Genomic DNA, 22691 nt, shown 5'->3' with positions numbered 1-22691 from the left:
TTTAAATGAATTTATTTACTAATGAATAAGTCTACTTAGAATATGGGGGTAAAACCCCATTATTCAAGTTTTTTATTTCAATGCAAACTGCGATGACCTGGTTCCTTTACCTCCTCGAATGTGCTGATGGTAGTTATTACACTGGCATTACCAATCAGCTGGAGGGGCGAATACTTGCACACAATCAAGGGCTTGGTGCACGCTATACGCGTGGACGAGGGCCAGTGAGGTTACTGGAGGTAAAGACCTATCCTGACCGCTCAGAGGCCTCTAAAGCGGAATGTGCCGTGAAACGTTTACCACGAGCCCAGAAAAGAGGGTTCTTTAGCAATCAGCCTAGCTTTTAGACCAGCGGGCCAAAGCAGCATCATCTGAAACGCGGGCATCGACCCAACGAGCACCATTTGGAGTATCTTCTTTTTTCCAAAAAGGCGCTTGTGTCTTTAGGTAATCCATCATGAACTCGCATGCAGCAAAGGCCTCGCCACGGTGGGCGCTGGTAACGGCGACCAGCACAATCTGATCGAGCGGCTGCAAGGGACCGACGCGATGAATAATCAGGGCTTGATTCAAATCCCAGCGACCCTTAGCCTGATCAATAATTAACTGTAAGGCTGCTTCGGTCATCCCCGGGTAATGCTCCAAGGTCATTTGCCTCACAGCGGAACCGTCATTCAGATCCCGAACCGTACCAACAAAAATAGCGACCGCACCAACTGCACCGTCGCCAGCTCGTAAATTTGCAATTTCTGTACTGAGGTCAAAATCCTGCTCTTGAATACGAACCGGCATATCAGCCTCCAGTGACCGGAGGGAAGAAAGCAACTTCAGCGTCCTCCAATAGAGCGGTGTCTGCGCTGACCATTTGCTGATTGAGAGCACATCGCAAGACGCGATCCTTCGACAACACATCGGACCACGGCGCGCCTCGCGTTGTTAAGAAGGCGCGAAGATCTGCAATAGTTTTGACCGAGTCGGGAATCACAATCTCTTCTTGCGCCACACCTAGGCCTTCTCGTATCGAGGCAAAAAAACGCAGATGCAGTTTCATGGCGATGAATTAATAAAGTAGTCCACTAAAGGGGATATATCGAACCATATCACCCTTTTTGAATCCCTGTCCGGCCGGACAATCAATCAAGCCATCCCCCCAAGCTGCGCTTGTCAAAACACCCGAGCTCTGATTGGGAAATAGGTCAAGACCACCTTCTGCGTTCATTTTGACTCGCAAAAACTCATTACGGCGATCTGGCTTTAGCCAATCAAAGTCGGCTCTCACCTGAAAAGATGGTGGTGCCAAATCGGACCGCCCCTGAAGTTTTAAGATAAATGGACGAACAAATAGAATGAAGGTCACAAAACTAGATACTGGATTACCAGGAAGACCGATAAACCATGCCTCGCGATTTGCCTGATTTTGTTTGCGAACCGCGCCAAATGCCAGCGGTTTACCTGGCTTAATACCAATCTGCCATAAATCCAGTCGACCTTCCGCATGAACGGCTGGCTTAATGTGATCCTCTTCGCCCACAGAGACTCCGCCTGAGGTAATAATCAGATCATGATCTTCGCTAGCAGTTCGTAAAGCTTGGCGGGTTGACTCCAATCGATCAGGAACAATCCCATAATCTGTCCCAACACATCCCATGCTCCGAATAAGCCCCAATAAGGTGTCCCGATTCGAGTTATAAATACCGCCAGGCTTTAAAGGTTCGCCTGGTAAGGACAACTCATCACCAGTAAAGAATGCTGCTACTCTTACCTTACGTTTAACAGGCAGCTGTGCATAGCCAGCAGACGCAGCGACGCCCAGATGTTGAGGTCTTAAAACGGTGCCAGCCGATAAAGCAACTTTTCCGACACTTAAATCCTCCCCGCGTCGACGAATCCATTGTCCCGCGTTAGGAATAGAGTTAATTTGTACGAAATCGGATTGGGCCTGAGTTACACAATCCTCTTGCATCACAACCGCATCTGCCCCTGGGGGTATCGGCGCACCCGTAAAGATTCTGGCAATGGTCTTTGGCTTAAGCGGCTTACCGACCGATCCCGCTGGAATGCGTTGATCTACTCTTAAGATTACTCCCGACTCTGAGATGTCCTGAGTTGCAACGGCGTAACCATCCATCGATGTGTTGTCGAGTGGCGGCACATCAACTGTACTAACAATATCCTCAGCAAGTACACGCCCTAGTGCATCTTGGGTTGGCACTAACTCTTGGGCCTCAACCGGCACAGGGTTTTTCAGTAAATGTGATAAAGCATCGGCTGCACTTAGTAGTGGTGGTTTATTACTAGAGCCTGAGGATGAGCTGATGGCCATGATCAATCGACGTGATCTTGGATAAAGGCCTTCACCGTTGGGGTGCTAGCCGGTACATTCGTCACACGTTGTGGCTTATTTTTAATGTCACGAAATGCGGGTGGGCAATCGGCAGGCCGACCCAATGCTTCTTGGATCGTTTCTTCAAATTTAATTGGCAAGGCGGTCTCCAGCACTAGCATCCGAATGCCATCCTGCAAATACTCACGCGCCACTTTAATGCCGTCAGCGGTATGGGTGTCAATCATGACACCGTAGCGCTCATCAATATCCCGAATCGTTTCTAAACGATTTTGATGTGTACTTCGACCCGAGACAAATCCAAATTGAGAGATGTTTTTAAATGCCGGATCATGCGATAAATCAAAGCCGCCATCCGTTTCTACTTGTTTAAATAATTGGGCAGTTCGCTTACCGTCACGACCAAGTAGATCGAAAATAAAACGCTCAAAATTACTTGCTTTCGAAATATCCATCGACGGGCTTGAGGTATGTAAAGTTTCGGCAGATTTGCGTGCTCGGTAAACGCCGGTTTTAAAGAACTCATCGAGGACATCGTTTTCATTGGTTGCAACTACTAAGTGCGCAATCGGCAAACCCATCATCCTGGCGATATGACCTGCGCAAACATTACCAAAATTACCGGATGGCACTGCGTAAGATATTTTTTCCTCACTCGAAGCTGTTGCTAATAAATATCCCTGAAAGTAGTACACCACCTGCGCTAAAACACGTCCCCAATTGATAGAGTTCACTGTTCCAATTCGATATTTAGCTTTGAACTCCAAATCATTACTAACCGCCTTCACAATATCCTGGCAATCATCAAATACTCCGTCGACCGCGAGATTAAAAATATTGGGGTCTTGCAAGGAATACATTTGCGCCGACTGGAACGGGCTCATCTTGCCACGCGGCGACAGCATAAACACTTTAATGCCCTCTTTACCTCGCATGGCGTACTCGGCCGCACTTCCAGTATCCCCGGAAGTGGCCCCCAAGATATTGAGATCCTGCTTGGCACGTTTTAATGCGTATTCAAAGAGATTGCCTAACAACTGCATCGCCATATCTTTGAAAGCAAGGGTTGGGCCATTCGATAAACTTAAGAGTCCCAACCTTGCACCATGCTCCTCACCTAACCAATGCACCGGGGTAATGTCACTTGCTGCGTCAGCAGGACGACCATTGCAATAGACCTGCGGAGTGTAGGTCTTGTGAAGCAAGGCTTTTAAATCATCAGCGGGAATATCATCGCAATACAAACGAATAATTTCAAATGCCAAGTCGGGGTACGACAGGCCCCTCCAAGAATCTAACTGCGCCTTGGTCACCTGAGGATAATGGGTTGGCAAATACAAACCCCCATCGGGTGCCAGGCCACCTAATAAGATTCCCTGAAAAGTTTGTTCTGGGCTTGCGCCTCGGGTTGATTGATAAAGCATATGTAAAACTGGGTCTAGGAAAGATTTTCAAGACGAATCTTCACGATCTCACCAATCACGGTTTTTAGATCTTGCATCTCTAACAAAGCCGCCGTCATATTTTTTTCTTTGGTCTCATGGGTCAGAATAACGAGATCGGTTTGGCTTTCACCTTCGGCAGCTTCTTTTTGCAAGAGAGCATCGATGGATACGCCATGCGCAGCCAAAATTCGTGTGATATCGGCCAAAACGCCAGCCTGATCAGCAACTGCTAAGCGCAAATAATAACTGGTCGTTACTTCTGCGATCGGCAGAATCGGAGTATTTTGCAAGGCATCTGGCTGAAACGCCAAATGGGGCACCCGATTTTCAGGATCTGCCGTTTGCAAACGTGTCACATCGACCAAATCGGCAATCACGGCAGAGGCTGTTGGCTCTGAACCAGCGCCCTTCCCGTAATAAAGAGTGGTACCTACCGCATCACCAAATACTTGTACCGCATTCATGGCGCCTTCAACGTTAGCCAACAAACGCTTAGCGGGAACCAAGGTTGGGTGCACACGTAACTCAATACCACTTGGGGTTTTCTTGGTAATCCCTAAAAGCTTGATGCGGTAGCCCAATTGCTCAGCATACCGAATGTCAGTGGCAGAGAGCTTGGTGATTCCCTCAACATGCGCTTGCGCAAATTGCATCGGCACTCCAAAAGCAATAGCACTCATGATAGTTGCCTTATGAGCCGCATCAATTCCTTCAATATCGAAGGTTGGGTCCGCTTCAGCATAGCCTAAGCGTTGCGCCTCTTTTAGGACGACATTAAAGTCCAAACCCTTATCGCGCATCTCAGAGAGAATAAAGTTAGTCGTACCGTTAATAATTCCAGCAATCCATTCGATCCGATTGGCACTCAAGCCCTCACGCAAGGCCTTAATAATTGGAATGCCGCCAGCGACCGCAGCTTCAAATGCGACCATCACTCCCTTAGCATGAGCTGCTTTAAAGATCTCATTACCATGCACAGCAATTAAAGCTTTGTTGGCAGTGACCACGTGTTTTCCATGTGCAATGGCTTCAAGCACCAAATCCTTAGCGATCCCATAGCCGCCAATCAGCTCGACCACAATATCTATCTCGGGATTCTGAATCACCTTACGTGCATCGTTGACCACCTCGGCCTGGCCCTGTACAAGCTCTTGCGCGCGCTGGGTATTTAAATCCGCTACCGTATGAATCCGTATACCGCGCCCTGCGCGCCGCTGTATTTCCTCTTGATTACGAGCGAGAACGGTAAAGACTCCGCTACCAACGGTGCCAATCCCCAGAAGTCCAACTTGAATAGGTTTCATCATGCTTTTACTGTGGTTGCTGTGACCGAATTGCTTGCGTGTTTCGTACGATAGCGTTCAAGAAAGTGAGCAATCCGCTTGATAGCCTCACGCAAAGTATCTTCATGGGGTAAGAAAGTAATCCGGAAATGATCTGGTTTGGGCCAATTAAAACCGGTGCCCTGCACCAAAAGAACTTTCTCCTCTTTGAGAAGATCGGCGATAAATTGCTGATCGTCTTTAATCGGATACATCTGTGGGTCGAGTTTTGGGAATAAATAGAGTGCTGCTTTAGGCTTGGCAACACTGACCCCTGGGATCTCACTCATGAGTTTGTAAGCCAAGTCACGTTGACGAGTTAATCGACCATCCTTCGCCACCAGGTCATTGATGCTTTGGTAGCCGCCTAATGCCGTTTGAATCGCATATTGTCCTGGGACATTGGCGCAGAGCCGCATTGAGGACAGCATGTTTAAACCCTCAATGTAATCAGCAACCATTGCTTTATCACCAGACACAACCATCCAGCCCGAGCGGTAACCGCAGGAGCGGTAGTTCTTTGATAGACCATTAAACGTAATCGTGACTACGTCGGTCGATAGCGATGCCAGCGAAATGTGTTTCTCGCCATCAAAGAGCATTTTGTCGTAGATCTCATCGACAAATAAGATCAAATTATGCTGGCGCGCAACCGCAATGATTTCTAGCAACACTTCTTTGGAATACAAAGCACCGGTTGGATTATTAGGATTGATTACCACAATAGCTTTGGTTCGCGGAGTGATTTTGGAGCGCATATCCTCAAGATCAGGCTGCCAATCCTTAGACTCATCACACAAGTAGTGATGCGGGGTCCCGCCTGATAATGAAACAGCGGCAGTCCATAGTGGGTAATCGGGTGCCGGCACCAACACTTCATCGCCATTGTTCAAAAGCGCATTCATCGCCAGAACAATTAACTCAGATGCACCATTGCCGGTGTAAATATCATCCAAGGTAACACCTTGAATCCCTTTTTCTTGGCAATACTGCATGATGGCTTTACGAGCCGCAAAAATCCCCTTGGAATCCGAGTAAGCGGACGCATTTCCAAGATTACGAATCATATCGAGCTGGATTTCTTCCGGAGGATCAAAGCCGAACACACCGACATTACCGATGTTTAGCTTGATAATTTTGTGCCCTTCCTCTTCCATGCGTTGAGCAAGTTCAAGTACAGGGCCACGAATGTCGTAGCAGACGTTGTTTAGTTTGTCGGACTTTTGTATGGGTTTCACAATCAGATCTTCTACAGGGTTAAGCCATTGAAATTTAGGGATAATTTGCTAGCTATAATCCTCTAATTATGACAGAGCCTCAGCGTGAAGTTACATTCTGACCCACAATCTAGCCAAAATACGATTACCGGCTACGGAATTGGCTTTATTGAGGTCAATAAAACCCCGTATTCGCAAGCCCTTATCGTTCAGCCTGATGGCGAAGTGATGGTGTGGCCAGTTGAAGAAAGTCCTGACCTCACAGAAGATCATTTCTCGTTAATTAGTGGTTTGCAACCTGAGTTGGTGATCATAGGCACCGGCAAGAAGCAGGTATTTCTGAACCCCAAAATTCTGCAACCACTGATTAAGGCCAAAATTGGTTTTGAAATGATGGATTCCCAAGCAGCATGCCGCACCTACAACATCTTGATGGGCGAGGGGCGGAAAGTGCTTGCCGCCATCATCTTGGAGAAAAATTAGTTAGATGTTTGCTGAACGCCAACTCACACCGCTCAATACAGTTGCACTACTGATTGTCTTCGTCCTTGCGAGCATATTATGGTTTGCCACTCTGGACTATCGGCATCTGATTCCAACGGATGAAGGTCGTTATGCGCAAATGGCCCGCGAGATGATGGTGAGCGGCGATTACATCACACCCCGGTACAACGACTACAAATATTTTGAGAAGCCACCTCTGCATATTTGGGCTTCAGCAATTACCTTTCAACTCTTCGGACTAGGGGAATGGCAAGCACGCTTTTGGAGTGGACTGACCGGCTATCTTACGATTTTATTGGTTGGATTTACTGCGGTTAAATTATTTGGGCGGGTTACCGGATATCTATCCGCACTTATTCTGCTATCAAGCCCCATGTGGGTCGTGGGCGGACATTTCAATGCGCTCGATATGGGCTTATCGGCTTTTCTAAATTTAGCCCTATGCTCACTTTTATTAGCTCAACATGCGTATCAACAACATCGCCCACAATCCAGCCGCCTTTGGATGTGGGTCTGCTGGTTGGCAATGGGTCTTGCCACCCTATCAAAAGGACTGATCGGCATTGTGATTCCAGGAATGGTGCTATTTGCGTATATCGTGACGCGCTTTGACTGGAAACTGTTAAGCCGCTTACATATTCTCAGTGGATTAGTGATTTTTCTGATCGTGACTGCGCCCTGGTTTATTGCGGTATCGATTCAAAATCCAGAGTTTGCTCACTTCTTTTTTATTTACGAACATTTCGAGCGCTTTACAGCAACAGCTCATGGGCGCACGGCACCGGCTTACTTTTTCTTACCATTAGTCCTTGTGGGCTTTTTACCCTGGATGCCCCAGTTCTTTCGATCCGCCTGGCAAACCCTCAAGGAATATAGAATCGGATCATTCTCGGCAGAGTGGATGCTCTGGGCATGGTTCGCAGTTATCCTTATTTTCTTTAGTATCTCGCGCTCAAAATTACCGGGCTACATCATGCCGGTCTTTCCAGCCTTGACTATTTTGGCAGCCAAATCAATCGCTGATTATTTAGAATCGCATGCGCACCTTTCCATAGGTTGGCGATTACAAACCTTATTTTTTGCCTTACTCGCGCTCACCGGCTTCTTCTTTTTGTCCGAAATTGGTCGCAATGGTCAGCCTGATGAAGTCGCTGCCTATCAGGCTTACACCGTTTGGATTGTGATCGCTCTATCTTGCTTATTGGCATTTAGTCTGGTAGCAAGCCTGTTTGCGAAGCGCAATTCACTGCTCAGCATTGCCCTATTTGCTTTTGGCTTTTTCTTAACCGCCACCATTGCTGGAACGGGACATGAAACTTTGGGTCGCGCTGTCTCTGGCTATGACCTGGCACAAAGAGTGAAATCACAAATCCCAAAGGATGCCAAGATTTACTCGGTTCGCTTACTCGATCACACTGTTCCCTTTTACCTGGAGCGCAACACCATCATGGTCGAGTTTACCGATGAACTGACCTTTGGTGCCAAACAAGAACCCCAGAAATGGGTACCGACTCTCAGTGAATTCATCATCGTCTGGAATCAAGATCCCAATGCCATCGCGCTAATGCGCCCCGATCAATTTGTTGAGCTAGAAGGTCTCGGGCTTCCCATGGAGGTATTGGGTCGCGATAGTCGACGGGTTGTGGTTCGACATCCACAAGAGCCTTTGCGACAATAGGCAGATGGAGCAAATGAGCCAGCCATTTATTCCCTTTACTAAGCCAACGATTGATGAGGCCACGATTGCAGCAGTAGCCGATGTGTTGCGCTCTGGCTGGATTACGTCCGGCCCAAAGGTTTTAGAGTTTGAAGCGGCTTTGAGTCAGTATTTAGGTGGCGCGACTGTTCGTTGCTTTGCAAACGGCACGGCCACCATGAAAATCGCCCTTCAAGTTGCTGGGATTGGTCCAGGCGATGAGGTGATCACAACTCCAATTTCGTGGGTCGCCACTTCCAATGTGATCTTAGCTGTGGGCGCAAAGCCTGTTTTTGTTGATATTGATCCGAAGACCCGTAATTTAGATCTTCGTCAAGTTAGCTCTGCCATTAACGCCAAAACCAAAGCTATTATGCCGGTGTATTTGGCTGGATTGCCCCTTGATATTGATGCGCTTTACGCGATTGCGGAGCATCATCAATTGCGCGTGATTGAGGATGCCGCTCAAGCACTCGGATCCTCGTGGAACGGATTGCGCATTGGCACAAAAGGTCGGCATGATTTAGTCAGTTTTAGTTTTCAGGCAAATAAAAATCTAACCACCATCGAAGGTGGTTGCTTAGTTTTTAACACCGAGCGCTTTGGTGAGGATCAAGTCAGTCTGGCCGAGAAATTACGGTTGCAAGGATTGGTGCGTCATGGTCCTGATGGCATGGAGGTCGATGTTCTGGGTGGCAAAGACAACCTAACCGATGTCAATGCTGTTATTGGTCTTCATCAATTAAAACAATTGGAGCGGTTTCAAGGGCAACGCGTCGCTCTCGCCCGTCATTATTTTGATCAGTTCGAACAATCGGGTTTGAGCAAAATAGGTTTAGGTCTGCCAATCGCCGATTTTGCAAATAGTAATTGGCATATGTTCCAGGTCTTACTGCCCTTGGAGCACTTAGGCCAATCACGTAGCCAAATCATGCTTGCCTTAAAAGAACGTGGTATTGGTACTGGGGTGCATTACCCAATCATTACCAGCTTTGCACTGTATCGTGAGCGTGGGTACTCGGAACAGGCAACCCCAGTTGCCAATATGATTGGTCAATCCATCTTAACTCTGCCACTTTTCCCCACCATGACCAATGCCGACGTTGATCGTGTGGTCAAGGCACTAGAAGAGGTTTTAGCGTAAACGCCTCTAGATCAGGCAAAATGGTGTCATGAACAGCTTTGCTCATCCACGCTTAAGTGTCGTGATCCCGGTTTATAACGAGGAAGAGGGCTTACAGGCTCTATTTGATCGCCTATACCCCGCACTTGATCATGTTGCGAGTCAGTATGCACTCAGCTACGAACTTATATTTATTAACGATGGCAGTAAAGATCGGTCTGCTGCCATGCTCGCGATGCAATACGAAAAGCGGCCTGATGTAACACGCGTGGTTTTATTTGCAAATAACTTTGGCCAACACATGGCGATCATGGCTGGTTTTGAATATGCACGCGGTGAATACATTGTTACCTTAGATGCGGATCTACAAAATCCTCCGGAAGAGATTGGGAAAATTGTGCGTCAGCTGGAGGAAGGTCATGACTATGTTGGCACGATTCGAGAAAATCGCCAAGACTCATGGTTCCGAAAGACGGCCTCGCGTGCCATGAATCGATTACGCGATAAGCTCACTCGCATCACCATGACCGATCAAGGCTGCATGATGCGTGGCTACCATCGCCGCATCATTGATTTAGTGCGGCAGTGTGAGGAAGCGAATACCTTCATTCCTGCCTTGGCTTACACCTTCGCCAACAATCCAATTGAAATTACCGTTAAACATGAAGAACGGTTTGCTGGAGAATCAAAATACAGCCTGTATCAATTGATTCGTCTTAATTTTGATTTGGTCACTGGCTTCTCAGTGATGCCACTGCAACTCTTTTCAATCCTCGGCATGCTATTAGCTGGAGCAGCAGGCTCCCTATTCCTTCTCCTTTTAATCCGTCGTTTTGTATTGGGCGCTGAAGTTGAGGGTGTGTTCACACTCTTTGCGCTCACCTTCTTTTTAATTGGCGTCATGCTATTTGGCCTGGGCCTCTTAGGGGAATATATCGGCCGGATTTACCAACAAGTTCGTCAACGGCCTCGCTATATGGTGAGCGCGGTCTTAGAGCAATCTAAACCCTAGATCTTGAATCAAACACCAAAGCGCGCAGTTGTTTTTGCCTACCATGATGTCGGTGTTGCTTGTTTGCAAGCATTAATCGATGCAGGCATGCAAGTTGATTTAGTCATCACCCATGCCGATGACCCCAATGAGAGGATTTGGTTTGGCAGCGTTCAAAAACTCTGCGAACAACGGGGTTTGCCGTGTCGAATCGTGCAACAGAGTGAATTATTAACCTTACTCCCCGAGATCAAGGAGATTGCACCCGACTATCTCTTTTCTTTTTATTACCGCTTCATGTTGCCCACTAAGTTACTTGAGACCGCAACCATTGCGGCTCTCAATATGCATGGCTCGCTCTTACCGAAGTACCGCGGCCGCGCTCCTGTGAACTGGGCCGTGTTACATGGCGAGACTGAAACGGGAGCAACCCTACACGTCATGGAAGCAAAACCCGATGCCGGTGATATTGTGGGACAAGTGGCTGTTCCCATTGAAATTCATGAGACAGGCAAAGAGGTGTTTGACAAAGTCAGTCAAGCCGCAAAACGGGTGATGGAGAATGTGCTACCCCAACTCATGCAAGGAGAGCTTCCTCGACAAGCCAATCGATTGGCAGAAGGTTCTTATTTTGGGGGTCGCAAACCCGAGGATGGTCGCATCGATTGGACCAAGTCAGCCATGTCGATTTACAACCTGATTCGGGCGGTGGCGCCGCCCTACCCTGGTGCCTTTACCGAATTAAGTGGGCAAAAAGTGATTCTTACCAAAAGCTCCCTACCACTGGAACCTAGCGTAGACCTACCCCCCTCAATCGCAGCATTCCTCAAAAAATCCGGGTTGGGGATGCATCTCGTCGATAATCGTTACTTTGGCCTGTGCGGCGATGGCAAGGCTCTTGAGCTATTTTTAATGCAAGAGTAGTCGGTCGTTGGCCTCTGAAGTTCATCAAAGGAATGGTTTTATGAAAAAGATTTTGATTTTGGGTGTGAATGGATTTATTGGCCATCACCTCTCAAAGCGCATATTGGAGACCACGTCGTGGGAGGTCTACGGCATGGATATGCAAAACGACCGAATTGGTGATCTTCTCAACCACCCTCGCATGCATTTCTTTGAAGGCGATATCACCATTAATCGTGAATGGGTGGAGTATCACGTTCGTAAGTGCGATGTGATCCTGCCGCTCGTTGCAATCGCCACACCGGCAACCTATGTACAACAACCACTGCGTGTATTTGAGTTGGACTTTGAAGCCAATCTTCCCATCGTGCGCTCGGCCGTGAAGTATGGCAAGCACCTGGTCTTCCCGTCAACCTCCGAGGTCTACGGCATGTGCACAGATACTGAATTTGATCCAGCCTCATCCAATTTGGTTTATGGCCCCATCAATAAACCGCGCTGGATTTATGCCTGCGCCAAGCAATTAATGGATCGAGTCATCTGGGGCTATGGCATGGAAGGCTTGCGCTTTACTTTATTTAGACCATTTAACTGGATTGGCCCTGGTTTAGATAGTATCTACACGCCCAAGGAGGGTTCCTCGCGAGTGGTCACCCAGTTCCTGGGCCATATTGTGCGTGGTGAGCCGATTAATCTTGTCGATGGGGGCTCGCAAAAGCGAGCTTTTACGTACATTGACGATGGCATTGATGCCTTAATGCGCATCATCACCAATGAAGGTGATATTGCTGATGGCAAGATCTATAACGTAGGTAACCCCAAAAATAATTACTCGGTCAAAGAGTTAGCTACCATGATGCTTGCGATTGCCAAGCAAATCCCAGAGTATGCGGTTACTGCTGATCGAGTCCAATTGGTGGAAACAACCTCCAAAAACTACTATGGTGCTGGATATCAAGATGTTCAAAATCGAGTTCCCGCCATCGAAAATACGATGGCTGAACTTGGTTGGAAACCCACTATTGCGATGAACGATGCACTAAGTAAGATTTTTGAAGCCTATCGCCATGATGTCGATAAAGCGCGACATCTGGTTGAATAGTACTGAGTCCCATGGCAAAAATTGCACTGAAAGTTGACGTTGATACCTTACTTGGAACCCAAGTTGGAACTCCAAATCTAGCCAAGGTTTTTGCAGAGCTCGATATTCAAGCGACTTTTTTATTTAGTCTTGGGCCCGACCATACAGGTTGGGCATTAAAACGAGTTTTTCGGCCAGGTTTTCTGAAAAAAGTATCGCGCACTTCGGTGGTAGAGCACTACGGCATCAAAACCCTTTTATACGGGGTTCTCCTCCCGGCGCCTGACATTGGCAAAACTGCTGCGCATGAAATGCGTGCTGTTGATGAGGCCGGTCATGAGACCGGGATCCATACCTGGGATCATGTCTATTGGCAAGATCATGTTTATCAACGTGATGCAACGTGGACTCGAATCCAAATGCAAAAAGCCTATGATCGTTTTTGTGAGATATTCAAACACCCTCCACTTACGCATGGTGCTGCAGGCTGGCAAATGAATGAAGCGGCCCTGATGCAACTCGATGATTGGGGGATGCAATACGCCTCTGATGGGCGCTCTGAGCCCAATCTCGCGCCGTACCGTATTCAATTTAAGCATCAGCGAAGCAAGCATATTCAGTACCCCACCACACTTCCAACCTTTGATGAGCTCATTGGAGTGGATGGGCGGGATGCCTTTGGAGCGGCCCAAGCAATTCTTGGGCTCACTCAAAGTAATCCCAATGATCAAGTCTTTACCCTGCACGCTGAGTTAGAAGGACAAAAGTTGTTACCTGCCTTTAAATCATTGCTTCAGGGGTGGATGATGCAAGGTCACGAACTGGTTACGATGGGCCAATTGCACAAATCTTGGCTGGCGACTGGGCAACTCGATAAAATAGCCACTGAGCCATTCCAGTATGGCAGTATTGCCAATCGCAGCGGTGAACTGATGATCCAAATGCGCCATGCAACTAATTTCACATAACCATTGACGAGGGGAATTACGATGACGATTAAGATTGGGCAGACGATGCCAATGTGTGAGATTCCGGCAACATCAAACCTCACTTTCTCGCCAAAAGCGTATCAAGGTAAAAAGCTAGTGCTTTACTTTTATCCCAAAGATTCAACACCGGGATGTACGGTTGAAGCAGGAGAGTTTCGGGATCATATTGACGCATTTAATCAAGCAAACGCTTTGGTGGTTGGGGTGTCCCGGGATAATTTGCGTTCACATGAGAACTTTCGCCAAAAATTAGGTCTGCCTTTTGAATTGGTTGCCGATACCGAAGAAAAACTGTGCACGATCTTTAATGTCATCAAAATGAAAAATATGTACGGCAAACAAGTTCGTGGCGTTGATCGCAGCACCTTCCTATTTGATAGCAAAGGCGTTCTCCAAAAGGAGTGGCGAGGCATTAAGGTTGCAGGACATGTGGCCGAAGTACTCGCTGCCGCCAAGGCTATGTCCTAGGGATTTATACGGTACTTGCAAAGACATCAATTTGGGTTACAGTATGGCTATATGCACCGTAAGCGATGGATGCCATTAAACCCGCATCGGGGTCTATTTAGGCCACGACGGGAGACCGGCCCCCTAGTAAATCGTGCATATGATCCCGCCCTCTGCGTCACCCCTCAAAACCGCCTTTCGCTCTTCGTAGGCGGTTTTTTCATTTAGGAGAAGTTCTCGCATGCCATTACCTCCACTGCCCACCCAAATTGCCGATCAAGTCAATTTAAGTCGTCAGAAAACGCCGGATCTCAAAAATCCCCCTAAAAAGGTAAAAAAAGCACATGCGCCAAGCTGGGCCCAAGAGGTAGAACCCAATATTGATATGGATGATGATCTGTCAGCCGCGGAGGCGGCATTAGAACAGATTAAAACAATTGCTCCCACCCAACATCTGGAAAAGCAACTGGACTCCAAGCCAGAGCGACCAAAGCGCACAGTGCGTACAGGTCCACCAAGTCTATTTGTCTTGGATACCAATGTATTAATGCACGATCCGTCCTCGCTCTTTCGGTTTGAGGAGCACGATTTATATCTGCCCATGACAACCCTTGAGGAGCTCGACAACCATAAAAAGGGGATGAGTGAGGTTGCTCGTAATGCACGCATGGTGAGTCGCTCGCTCGACCAGCTGATTGCCGGTACCAGCGGTCAGCTCGACGAAGGAATCCCGCTCAATAAATTGGGTAATCAAGATGCAACGGGGAGGTTATTTTTCCAGACCCAGTTTTCCACCGCCCCCCTACCCGAGGGGTTGCCAGAGGGTAAAGGCGATAACCTGATTTTAGGGGTGGTTCGTGATCTGCAAAAAGCCAAACCTCAGCAAGAAGTTGTTTTGGTATCGAAAGATATCAATATGCGAATTAAGGCCAGAGCTCTAGGCCTTCCGGCCGAAGATTACTTCAATGACCAGGTCTTAGAAGATCGAGATTTAATGTACTCGGGCGTGATGGCGCTACCGAGTGACTTTTGGCCGAAGCATGGCAAGGCCATGGAGAGTTGGGCAGATGGCAAAAGCGGCACGATGTTTTATCGGGTTACTGGTCCGCTAGTACCCAGCATGCTCATCAATCAATTTGTTTATCAAGAAAATCCAGACGGTACAACACCCTTTTATGCCCTGGTGCGCGAAATCAATGGCAAGACTGCTTTGCTTCAAACTCTGAAGGATTATTCCCATCAGAAAAATAATGTGTGGAGTATCACCGCGCGTAATCGCGAGCAAAACTTTGCCATGAATCTCCTCATGAATCCAGACATTGATTTTGTGACCCTGCTTGGTCAAGCTGGTACCGGTAAAACTTTACTTGCCCTTGCAGCCGGCCTTGAGCAAGTGTTGGATAGCAAACGCTATAACGAGATCATCATTACTCGAGCAACCGTTCCGGTTGGTGAAGATATTGGATTTTTACCAGGCACCGAAGAAGAAAAAATGCAGCCCTGGATGGGCGCTTTTGACGACAACTTAGAGGTATTACATCGGAGTGACGACACTGCAGGAGAATGGGGTCGCGCTGCCACTCAAGAGCTAATCCGCTCTCGGATTAAGGTTAAAAGCATGAACTTCATGCGAGGTCGTACATTTGTGAGTAAATTTCTGATTATTGATGAAGCTCAGAACTTAACACCTAAACAGATGAAAACGCTTGTTACACGAGCTGGTCCCGGTACCAAAATCGTATGCCTTGGGAACATTGCCCAAATTGATACTCCTTATCTTACTGAGGGCTCATCCGGTCTTACCTATGTGGTCGATCGTTTTAAAGGTTGGCGTCACAGCGGTCACATTACCTTGGCTCGTGGCGAACGTTCGCGACTAGCCGATCATGCAGCTGAAGCACTGTAATACCAATTTACTAGTCACAGCGGTGGTTGCACTGAGTGTATTAACACTCAGTGCTTGCTCCACCACCCCAACTCGTAAATCTGGCGGGGTGGTAAGTAACCCGCGTATTGCGCACTTTAAGAACGATACAAGCGTTGGTAACGAAGGTATTTCGATTGCAGCAATGGGCTTGGTCGGAGTCCCTTATCGTTATGGCGGCAACACCCCAGCAGGTGGATTTGATTGCAGTGGATTAATTGTTTACGTCTACAAAAACAGCTCGGGCATCAAACTACCAAGAACGATTCAGCAAATGAGTAATGTTGGCACTGGTATTGGGCAACAGGCTCCTGCGCCCGGCGACTTGGTGTTCTTTAATACCACTGGTGAGCGCTACTCTCATGCCGGAATTTATGTTGGCCAAGGCCGTTTTGTACATGCGCCTAGCGCAGGTGGCACAGTCCGTCTTGAACGGATTGATTCACCCTACTGGGCAGCACGCTATACCGAGGCGCGCCGGATTACAGGCAATTAAAAGGGGCTAAACCCACCGCCATACGAAGGTGTATTGGGGGCCAAGTTATCGAACTTAGTGAACTGTCCTTGCCAACTCAGGCGGACTGTACCAATTGGACCATTACGCTGCTTACCAATAATGACTTCGGCCACACCTTTATCGGTTGTGGTGTCTGGGTGATATACCTCATCACGATAAATAAACAAAATTAAGTCAGCGTCTTGCTCAATGGCTCCAGACTCACGCAGATCAGACATGACAGGTCGTTTATTGGGACGTTGCTCAAGACCACGATTAAGCTGAGATAAGGCGACCACTGGGCACTGCAACTCTTTGGCTAGCGACTTCAAAGATCTTGAGATCTCAGAGATTTCGGTGGCTCTGTTTTCTCCACCGCCACCCGAGCTACCACTCATTAATTGCAGATAATCAACCACAACCATTCCCAGGGTGCCGCCATAATTGCGCGCAATACGACGAGCGCGGGCGCGCAACTCGAGACAGGTTAAGGAGCCGGTCTCATCAATGAGGATTTGGGTATTACTCAGTCGTGCAATCGCATCAGTAACACGTGGCCACTCATCATCATTTAACTTACCAGTCCGCATCCGACTTTGATCAACTCGGCCGACGGATCCAAGTAAACGGGTTGCTAGTTGCGCTCCAGACATCTCCATCGAAAACACAACAACCGGGAGACCTTCATGCAAGGCCACATTCTCAGCAAAATTTAGGGCTAACGCGGTCTTACCCATCGAGGGTCTGCCAGCCACAATGACCAGATCGCCTTTTTGCAGACCACTGGTTTGTTTATCGAGATCAATAAAACCAGTTGCGATTCCAGTAATGTCGCTACCGCCATCACGGTTATATAACTCATCAATACGCGCAACCACCGCCTTTAAAAGAGGTTCGATTTCGAGATAATCTGCTTTGCGACTACCTTCTTCACCAATTTGCAGAATGCGTGATTCAGCCTCATCCAGTAAGGTACGAACTGATCGACCCTCAGGCATAAATGCCGTATTGACAATACTGTCTGAGACCTCAATTAAGCGGCGTAAGATACTGCGATCCCGAATGATCTCTGCATAACCTTTGATATTGGCTGCACTAGGAGTATTTTGTGCTAAGGAATTTAAATAATCGATACCGATGAGATCTGCTTCGGGCTCATTCTTGATCGCCTCAAATACAGTAATCACGTCAGCCGGTCGGTTATCGCCGATTAAACGCTCGATAACCAGATAAATCAGCGCATGCTCGCTACGATAGAAATCCCGCTCGGAGAGGATACCGCCTAAACGATCCCATGCGGTGTTATCCAAAAGCAAACCGCCGAGAACCGATTGCTCAGCCTCGACGGAATGGGGTGGGACTTTGAGAGCCTGCACAACCGCGTCACCAGGCCCAGGCATGCCTGGGTTCATTGGTACGGGACGGTTGCGAGGTTCGGCCATAGGGCTAGTGTACCGAAGTCAACTAGGCCTGCTCACCAATCACACGAATATTAATATCAACCACAACGTCCGTATGAACAGCAACAGCCACTGGGTGGTCACCGACTACTTTCAATGGGCCGGTTGGCATCCGAACTGCAGCTTTCTCGATTTGAAAACTCTTTTTCGCCAGAGCTTCAGCGATATCGTGATTGGTGACTGAGCCAAACAAACGGCCATCAACGCCGGCCTTTTGACTAATCTCCAACACTAAGCCTTTGAGCTTCTCGCCAATCGCTTGCGCAGCCGCGAGCTTCTCTGCAGCAATCTTCTCAAGCTCGGCACGACGTGCAGCAAAGTCAGCAATGGCTGCCTCGGTTGCGCGACGCGCTTTGCGCTGAGGAATTAAAAAGTTGCGAGCAAACCCGTCTTTGACTTTAACAACATCACCAAGGTTGCCCAAATTGGTTACTTTTTCAAGCAGAATAACTTGCATCGTGGGCTCCTAATTATTTCTTATGTTGATCTGAGAATGGCAGCAATGCCAAGAAGCGAGCGCGTTTAATTGCGGTATCCAACTGACGCTGATACAGCGCCTTAGTACCCGTTAAGCGAGCTGGCGTAATCTTAGCGTTCTCACCAATAAAATCCTTAAGCGTATCGACATCCTTGTAGTCAATTTGCTCAACGCCTCCAACCGTAAAACGGCAATAACGCTTGCGTTTAAAGAGTGGGTTCTGTGCAGGCTTCTTTTTGAAGTCTGTCTTTTTGTTCATTTTTCCAAAAGCCATGATGGTTTCCTATTTGTTCGATGTGATCTTTGTAATATGAAAAACGAGGCGCTCATTTCGTATGGTCTTTTGCGTTAAGAACCCCTCAAATACTGCTACTGCTCCTAAATCCATCGTTAGTAACTCTCGATGAATCTCACCAATTGCCACGGCTTCAACATTCATCCGAATTTGCCGAACTTGATTTGCTTCGCTTAACTCACCATCATGATGTAACTGACAATGAATCACGGGCAAACCCGCTGGGGTATATCGAATGGCGTCCTTGGCGATTAGAGAAGCAGTCAGGATGAGAAGGTTTGAACTACGCTTCACAATCAGACCGACTTTTACGAATCAAAGCCTCCTTTTCAACAATAATTAGGCTGCTGCCGGTGCGTCAGCTTGAGCGAGCTTGCGAGCTTCTTCACGCTGCACTTCTTTCATCATGATGGATGGCTCAGTCTCAGCCTTCTTCATCTTGACAATGAGGTGACGTAACACTGCATCATTGAACTTAAATGCATGCTCGAGTTCTTCAAGCGTTTTTTGATCGCATTCAATATTCATGCAAACGTAGTGGGCTTTAGCGAGCTTGTCGATCATGTAAGCCATCTGACGACGACCCCAATCTTCGATGCGATGCACTTTGCCACCATGGGTGGTTAGGATCGACTTGTAGCGATCAATCATCGCTGGAACCTGCTCGCTTTGGTCCGGATGGACGATAAAAACGATTTCATAATGACGCATTAATCACTCCTTATGGATAAAACTGCCTAGGCGTCTTGCTTAATTCCGCTGTCAAGAATTAAGCACCAGTGCAGCAAGGGTGGAACAAATTGTTTAAATTACTTACCGAAATTCCGGTAAGCCCACCATTCTAGCAAAATAATCCTGCCAACTCAATGGATTAGGACTTGATTGGGTGCTAGCGAATAAGGCTAGCTGCAGAGCAATACGGGCTTTTGCAGGATTTAAATTACCCGCGCTCAATGCCTTTGCTAATCGGCCATTTGCAAGACTTCCGCCAATATAGCCCCTACCGATTCGGGAGGCACGCACCACGGCTCCACCAGCCTCCATAAACTGCTCCAAAGCGGGCGCAAGGCTCTCATGAACGGTACTAGCACCAGTGCCTGCTAGAACAATGCCCTGAACCCCATGATTCTTTAAAAAGGTAATGGTTTCTGGTCTGGCCCCGACGTGACTTGTAATAATTTCAACCCAGGGCCATTGATTGTCTGGTGGTATCGGTAAGTCATTGCTAACTTGAACCCAATCATTAGGCAGCGCTTCACCAAAAAAGGCGTTCGTCTGAGAGCTATGGCCCTTGACCAAAGCAAGGCCCAGTATTGGCTTAGAGCCCATCACAGCCCAAATTCCACTCTGACCATCCCTTTTCCCAGCAAATTCAATCGCATCGGATAAATTCCCAGGACCATCAGCCTGTGGATGATCAGAGGGAAGCATCGCTCCAGTCAAAACCACCTTCTTGCCAAAATTTCTGGCAGATCCACCGCAGACAAACTCCAAAAAAGTAGCGGTTTCTTCCATCGTATCGGTGCCATGGGTAATTACGATCCCTATTACTTCGGGGTCTGCTAGTCCTATGCGAACCTGGACACCTAATTCGCTTAGAAGGGGCTCACTCAAATCACAGCTATCAATATTTGATAACTGCATGTTTTTTAAAGGAAATTTGCTATTAATCTGGGTCAAAAGGGTTGAAATCGGCACTTGACCAGCTTGATAACCCCCATTTCCTAAATCGGTCCTAAGGCCAGCGATGGTACCGCCAGTGCCTATCACCAAAATAGAGGGAGAAATAGAGGAATTTGACATCTAGGTATTATCCAACCAAGCAAAAGTTCTTGAAATGCCATTTTTTACTGTATACAATCCCAGTATGAACATAAATACAGTAATTGACAGCCCATCTTTACCAAAACTGACTGCTCGGCAGGAAGAGATTTTGGGGCTCATTACCTTGGCCATTGAGGAAAGTGGTCTTCCTCCCACCCGCGCTGAAATAGCAAATCGACTTGGTTTTGCATCTGCCAATGCTGCCGAGGAGCATTTACGTGCTCTAGCCAAAAAGGGCTATATCGAATTAAGTCCTGGAACGTCGAGGGGCATTCGAGTTACCAATACGCAGACTCTTTTACAAGGGCAAAATTTTCGTCAATTGAATTTGCCATCGGGCAGTTTGCAACAACTGACCCTTCCCTTAATTGGTAGGGTTGCCGCAGGCTCACCCATTACTGCGATTGAACATATTGAGAAACATATTCCAGTTGACCCTAGCTTGTTTAGTAAAGGCGCAGACTACCTGCTACGCGTCAAGGGGATGAGTATGCGGGATGCAGGAATTCTCGATGGTGACTATTTAGCCGTTAAAAAGACCACTGAAGCGCGTAATGGCGACATCGTGGTTGCTCGCATCGATGATGAGGTCACTGTAAAGCGCTTTTTGCAAAAGAAAGGGGCTGCTGGTTCATACCTCGAGCTCCAAGCTGAAAATCCAGATTTTGAGAACATCATCGTTCTCGCAGATTCCAACTTTGCCCTTGAGGGGCAAGCGGTTGGGCTAATCCGAGCAAACGGACTTTAAGGCTTACGGGTCGGCGCAATCACATTCGCATTTTTAGGCGAAGAGGTGATGGTGATGATGGATTTAGGGCCTGTTAGAGATCCCTCATTAATTTCAACCGTGCAAGTGCGTTCGCCTTTGGTAAAGACCAAGAAACTGGTTTTTGATTTCGTGGCGGTAACCGTGGTCCACCCCGCTTTGGGATATTCGGACTGAAAAAACGCGTACACATCGGTTGCACCTTGTAATGCGCTGATATTAACGCGGCCTACCCAGCCATCACCACGACCAATAATTAATGAATCAGACCCAATAATTTTGGCCCCAGTTGGCAAAGGCATGTCGCCAAGCAACTGCGCCTGGATTTGATTGATTTCTTCCTGAGTTCCAGTGGGGCTATCACCAGTGGCACAGGCTCCCAACAGCGCAGCAGCGGCAAGAGCAACAAAGTGAGTTTTGGAGATTAATCGATTCATGGTTTTGTTCCAAGGCTAATGGATAAAAGTACCAACGGTCTCTATTTTAGGGCAGAGGGTTAATTCGTCAATGATTATGGGTGGAGGCGCGTGAGGGAATCGAACCCCCGTACGAAGCTTTGCAGGCTCCTGCCTAACCACTCGGCCAACGCGCCCTAATTGGTTTGGAATCCACCAAACAACAACTCAAACAAAATGGGAAGCTTTTGGGGCTTCCCATCAATGAATGGAGCGGGAAACGAGGCTCGAACTCGCGACCTCAACCTTGGCAAGGTTGCGCTCTACCAACTGAGCTATTCCCGCATTACAGGATCGACAGTTTAGCAAAGATTCAGGGATGGGGTCCTAATTAGCAAAATTTCCTAGTTTTACGGCTTATTGGTTAATTGCGGTAACGCCTTTTGTAGATAATAAAACATGGACCAAAGCGTGAGAAAAGCTGCAATCCAAATCAGCCAAGTCCCCAAAAGAGAGCTATGGATACCCAAAATTTGCCCATTAAAGAGCAAGAAGGGGATGGCAATTAATTGGGCAGTCGTTTTTAATTTACCGACCATATGGACGGCAACGCTGCGTGACGCACCAACTTGCGCCATCCACTCACGCAGAGCAGAAATTGTGATCTCACGGCCAATAATGACTAATGCGACCCAGGCCTGCACCCGATCTAAATTGAGCAATACCAGCAAAGCAGCAGCCACAATTAATTTATCTGCTACAGGATCTAAAAACTGACCAAAGGCCGACTCTTGGTTCATCCGTCTTGCTAAGAATCCATCTAACCAATCCGTAATGGCGGCAAATACAAAAAGGCCTGTTGAAACGATATTTTTTTCGGGCAGTGACAACCAATCATTGGGTAAATAGAAAATCCCCACCAATAATGGAATGGCTGCTACACGCAGCCAGGTCAAGGCGATGGGTAAATTAAATGGCATTTTTGGAGAAT

At 47.7% G+C, this 22691-nt stretch carries 26 protein-coding genes and 2 tRNA genes; 12 read left to right on the top strand and 16 right to left on the bottom strand.

Translation table 11 applies throughout. The features are described from left to right. Positions 1–92: 92 nt before the first annotated feature. Positions 93–347 carry a GIY-YIG nuclease family protein gene (locus QUE64_RS02765; protein ID WP_286225816.1) on the top strand — a complete coding sequence of 85 codons (255 nt, stop codon included), beginning with the start codon at positions 93–95 and terminating at the stop codon, positions 345–347. On the opposite strand, the gene moaE is transcribed toward QUE64_RS02765, so the two are convergent. From moaE to QUE64_RS02735, 6 genes are read right to left on the bottom strand one after another with little or no spacing between them, the layout of a single operon-like run. After that, the gene (gene moaE / locus QUE64_RS02760) at positions 337–792 is read right to left on the bottom strand and encodes a molybdopterin synthase catalytic subunit MoaE (RefSeq protein WP_286225815.1); all 456 of its coding nucleotides are present in this window, start codon (positions 790–792) and stop codon (positions 337–339) included. The genes QUE64_RS02765 and moaE overlap by 11 nt on opposite strands. Position 793: 1 nt before the next feature. Further along, positions 794–1051: a molybdopterin converting factor subunit 1 gene (gene moaD, locus QUE64_RS02755; protein WP_286224279.1), complete on the bottom strand. Its 258-nt coding sequence runs from the start codon at positions 1049–1051 to the stop codon at positions 794–796. A 9-nt stretch (positions 1052–1060) separates the two neighbouring features. After that, positions 1061–2323: a molybdopterin molybdotransferase MoeA gene (locus QUE64_RS02750; protein WP_286225814.1), complete on the bottom strand. Its 1263-nt coding sequence runs from the start codon at positions 2321–2323 to the stop codon at positions 1061–1063. 2 nt (positions 2324–2325) lie between these two features. Then, positions 2326–3768 carry a threonine synthase gene (gene thrC, locus QUE64_RS02745; protein WP_286225813.1) on the bottom strand — a complete coding sequence of 481 codons (1443 nt, stop codon included), beginning with the start codon at positions 3766–3768 and terminating at the stop codon, positions 2326–2328. A 14-nt stretch (positions 3769–3782) separates the two neighbouring features. Further along, a complete protein-coding gene (locus tag QUE64_RS02740) occupies positions 3783–5093 on the bottom strand; it encodes a homoserine dehydrogenase (protein ID WP_286224713.1) in 1311 nt (436 codons plus the stop codon). Then, positions 5093–6349, bottom strand: a complete 1257-nt coding sequence (locus QUE64_RS02735) for a pyridoxal phosphate-dependent aminotransferase (protein ID WP_286224276.1) — start codon at positions 6347–6349, stop codon at positions 5093–5095. The genes QUE64_RS02740 and QUE64_RS02735 overlap by 1 nt, the downstream gene beginning before the upstream one ends. Positions 6350–6433: 84 nt before the next feature. Here QUE64_RS02735 and QUE64_RS02730 point away from each other — a divergent pair, with 84 nt between their 5' ends. The 10 genes from QUE64_RS02730 to QUE64_RS02685 all read left to right on the top strand — a co-directional run bounded on the left by QUE64_RS02730 (position 6434) and on the right by QUE64_RS02685 (position 16482). Continuing rightward, complete coding sequence (locus QUE64_RS02730; RefSeq protein ID WP_286225812.1) at positions 6434–6811, top strand: Mth938-like domain-containing protein; 378 nt, start codon at positions 6434–6436, stop codon at positions 6809–6811. 4 nt (positions 6812–6815) lie between these two features. After that, on the top strand, positions 6816–8510 hold the full coding sequence (locus QUE64_RS02725) for a glycosyltransferase family 39 protein (protein WP_286225811.1): 1695 nt from the start codon (positions 6816–6818) through the stop codon (positions 8508–8510). Positions 8511–8514: 4 nt separating this feature from the next. Then, a complete protein-coding gene (locus QUE64_RS02720) occupies positions 8515–9672 on the top strand; it encodes a DegT/DnrJ/EryC1/StrS family aminotransferase (protein ID WP_286225810.1) in 1158 nt (385 codons plus the stop codon). Positions 9673–9700: 28 nt separating this feature from the next. Further along, positions 9701–10663, top strand: coding sequence for a glycosyltransferase (locus tag QUE64_RS02715; protein ID WP_286225808.1), 963 nt, complete (start codon positions 9701–9703; stop codon positions 10661–10663). A gap of 3 nt (positions 10664–10666) precedes the next feature. Next, the gene (locus QUE64_RS02710) at positions 10667–11566 is read left to right on the top strand and encodes a formyltransferase (RefSeq protein ID WP_286225806.1); all 900 of its coding nucleotides are present in this window, start codon (positions 10667–10669) and stop codon (positions 11564–11566) included. A 40-nt stretch (positions 11567–11606) separates the two neighbouring features. Further along, entirely contained in the window at positions 11607–12647 is a 1041-nt protein-coding gene (locus QUE64_RS02705; RefSeq protein WP_286225805.1) for a bifunctional UDP-4-keto-pentose/UDP-xylose synthase, read from the top strand. An 11-nt stretch (positions 12648–12658) separates the two neighbouring features. Continuing rightward, positions 12659–13594: a polysaccharide deacetylase family protein gene (locus tag QUE64_RS02700; RefSeq protein WP_286225804.1), complete on the top strand. Its 936-nt coding sequence runs from the start codon at positions 12659–12661 to the stop codon at positions 13592–13594. A 21-nt stretch (positions 13595–13615) separates the two neighbouring features. Beyond that, positions 13616–14083 (top strand): peroxiredoxin, encoded by a 468-nt coding sequence (locus QUE64_RS02695; protein WP_108508023.1) that lies wholly within the window; start codon positions 13616–13618, stop codon positions 14081–14083. A gap of 220 nt (positions 14084–14303) precedes the next feature. After that, the gene (locus QUE64_RS02690; RefSeq protein WP_286225803.1) at positions 14304–15968 is read left to right on the top strand and encodes a PhoH family protein; all 1665 of its coding nucleotides are present in this window, start codon (positions 14304–14306) and stop codon (positions 15966–15968) included. After that, positions 15949–16482, top strand: coding sequence for a C40 family peptidase (locus tag QUE64_RS02685; protein WP_286224260.1), 534 nt, complete (start codon positions 15949–15951; stop codon positions 16480–16482). The genes QUE64_RS02690 and QUE64_RS02685 overlap by 20 nt, the downstream gene beginning before the upstream one ends. Here the strand turns inward: QUE64_RS02685 and dnaB are convergent. The 6 genes from dnaB to QUE64_RS02655 form a co-directional block, all read right to left on the bottom strand. Next, positions 16479–17882 (bottom strand): replicative DNA helicase, encoded by a 1404-nt coding sequence (dnaB, locus tag QUE64_RS02680; protein WP_286226152.1) that lies wholly within the window; start codon positions 17880–17882, stop codon positions 16479–16481. The genes QUE64_RS02685 and dnaB overlap by 4 nt on opposite strands. 64 nt (positions 17883–17946) lie before the next feature. After that, a complete protein-coding gene (rplI, locus tag QUE64_RS02675; protein ID WP_286224259.1) occupies positions 17947–18399 on the bottom strand; it encodes a 50S ribosomal protein L9 in 453 nt (150 codons plus the stop codon). 13 nt (positions 18400–18412) lie between these two features. Further along, positions 18413–18694: a 30S ribosomal protein S18 gene (rpsR, locus tag QUE64_RS02670; RefSeq protein ID WP_108508018.1), complete on the bottom strand. Its 282-nt coding sequence runs from the start codon at positions 18692–18694 to the stop codon at positions 18413–18415. Positions 18695–18703: 9 nt separating this feature from the next. Beyond that, the gene (priB, locus tag QUE64_RS02665) at positions 18704–19009 is read right to left on the bottom strand and encodes a primosomal replication protein N (RefSeq protein ID WP_286225802.1); all 306 of its coding nucleotides are present in this window, start codon (positions 19007–19009) and stop codon (positions 18704–18706) included. Positions 19010–19054: 45 nt separating this feature from the next. Further along, positions 19055–19426 (bottom strand): 30S ribosomal protein S6, encoded by a 372-nt coding sequence (gene rpsF, locus QUE64_RS02660; RefSeq protein WP_286224257.1) that lies wholly within the window; start codon positions 19424–19426, stop codon positions 19055–19057. A gap of 102 nt (positions 19427–19528) precedes the next feature. Then, positions 19529–20518, bottom strand: a complete 990-nt coding sequence (locus QUE64_RS02655) for an asparaginase (protein ID WP_286225801.1) — start codon at positions 20516–20518, stop codon at positions 19529–19531. A gap of 64 nt (positions 20519–20582) precedes the next feature. On the opposite strand from QUE64_RS02655, the gene lexA reads away from it, so the two are divergent. Next, a complete protein-coding gene (lexA, locus tag QUE64_RS02650; RefSeq protein WP_286225800.1) occupies positions 20583–21287 on the top strand; it encodes a transcriptional repressor LexA in 705 nt (234 codons plus the stop codon). Here the strand turns inward: lexA and QUE64_RS02645 are convergent. The 4 genes from QUE64_RS02645 to pgsA form a co-directional block, all read right to left on the bottom strand. Further along, positions 21284–21742, bottom strand: coding sequence for a hypothetical protein (locus tag QUE64_RS02645; protein WP_286225799.1), 459 nt, complete (start codon positions 21740–21742; stop codon positions 21284–21286). The two genes, lexA and QUE64_RS02645, sit on opposite strands and share 4 nt — an antisense overlap. 81 nt (positions 21743–21823) lie before the next feature. Continuing rightward, positions 21824–21897 (bottom strand) — tRNA-Cys (locus tag QUE64_RS02640). A 72-nt stretch (positions 21898–21969) separates the two neighbouring features. Next, positions 21970–22045 (bottom strand) — tRNA-Gly (locus QUE64_RS02635). A gap of 65 nt (positions 22046–22110) precedes the next feature. Then, complete coding sequence (pgsA, locus tag QUE64_RS02630) at positions 22111–22680, bottom strand: CDP-diacylglycerol--glycerol-3-phosphate 3-phosphatidyltransferase (RefSeq protein WP_286224253.1); 570 nt, start codon at positions 22678–22680, stop codon at positions 22111–22113. Positions 22681–22691: the final 11 nt, after the last annotated feature.

Origin of the sequence: Polynucleobacter sp. HIN7, assembly GCF_030297595.1 — a bacterium.
Taxonomy (GTDB): Bacteria; Pseudomonadota; Gammaproteobacteria; order Burkholderiales; family Burkholderiaceae; genus Polynucleobacter.
Note: the sequence above shows the minus strand (reverse complement) of the source record. Positions and strands in the feature narration are given on the sequence as shown.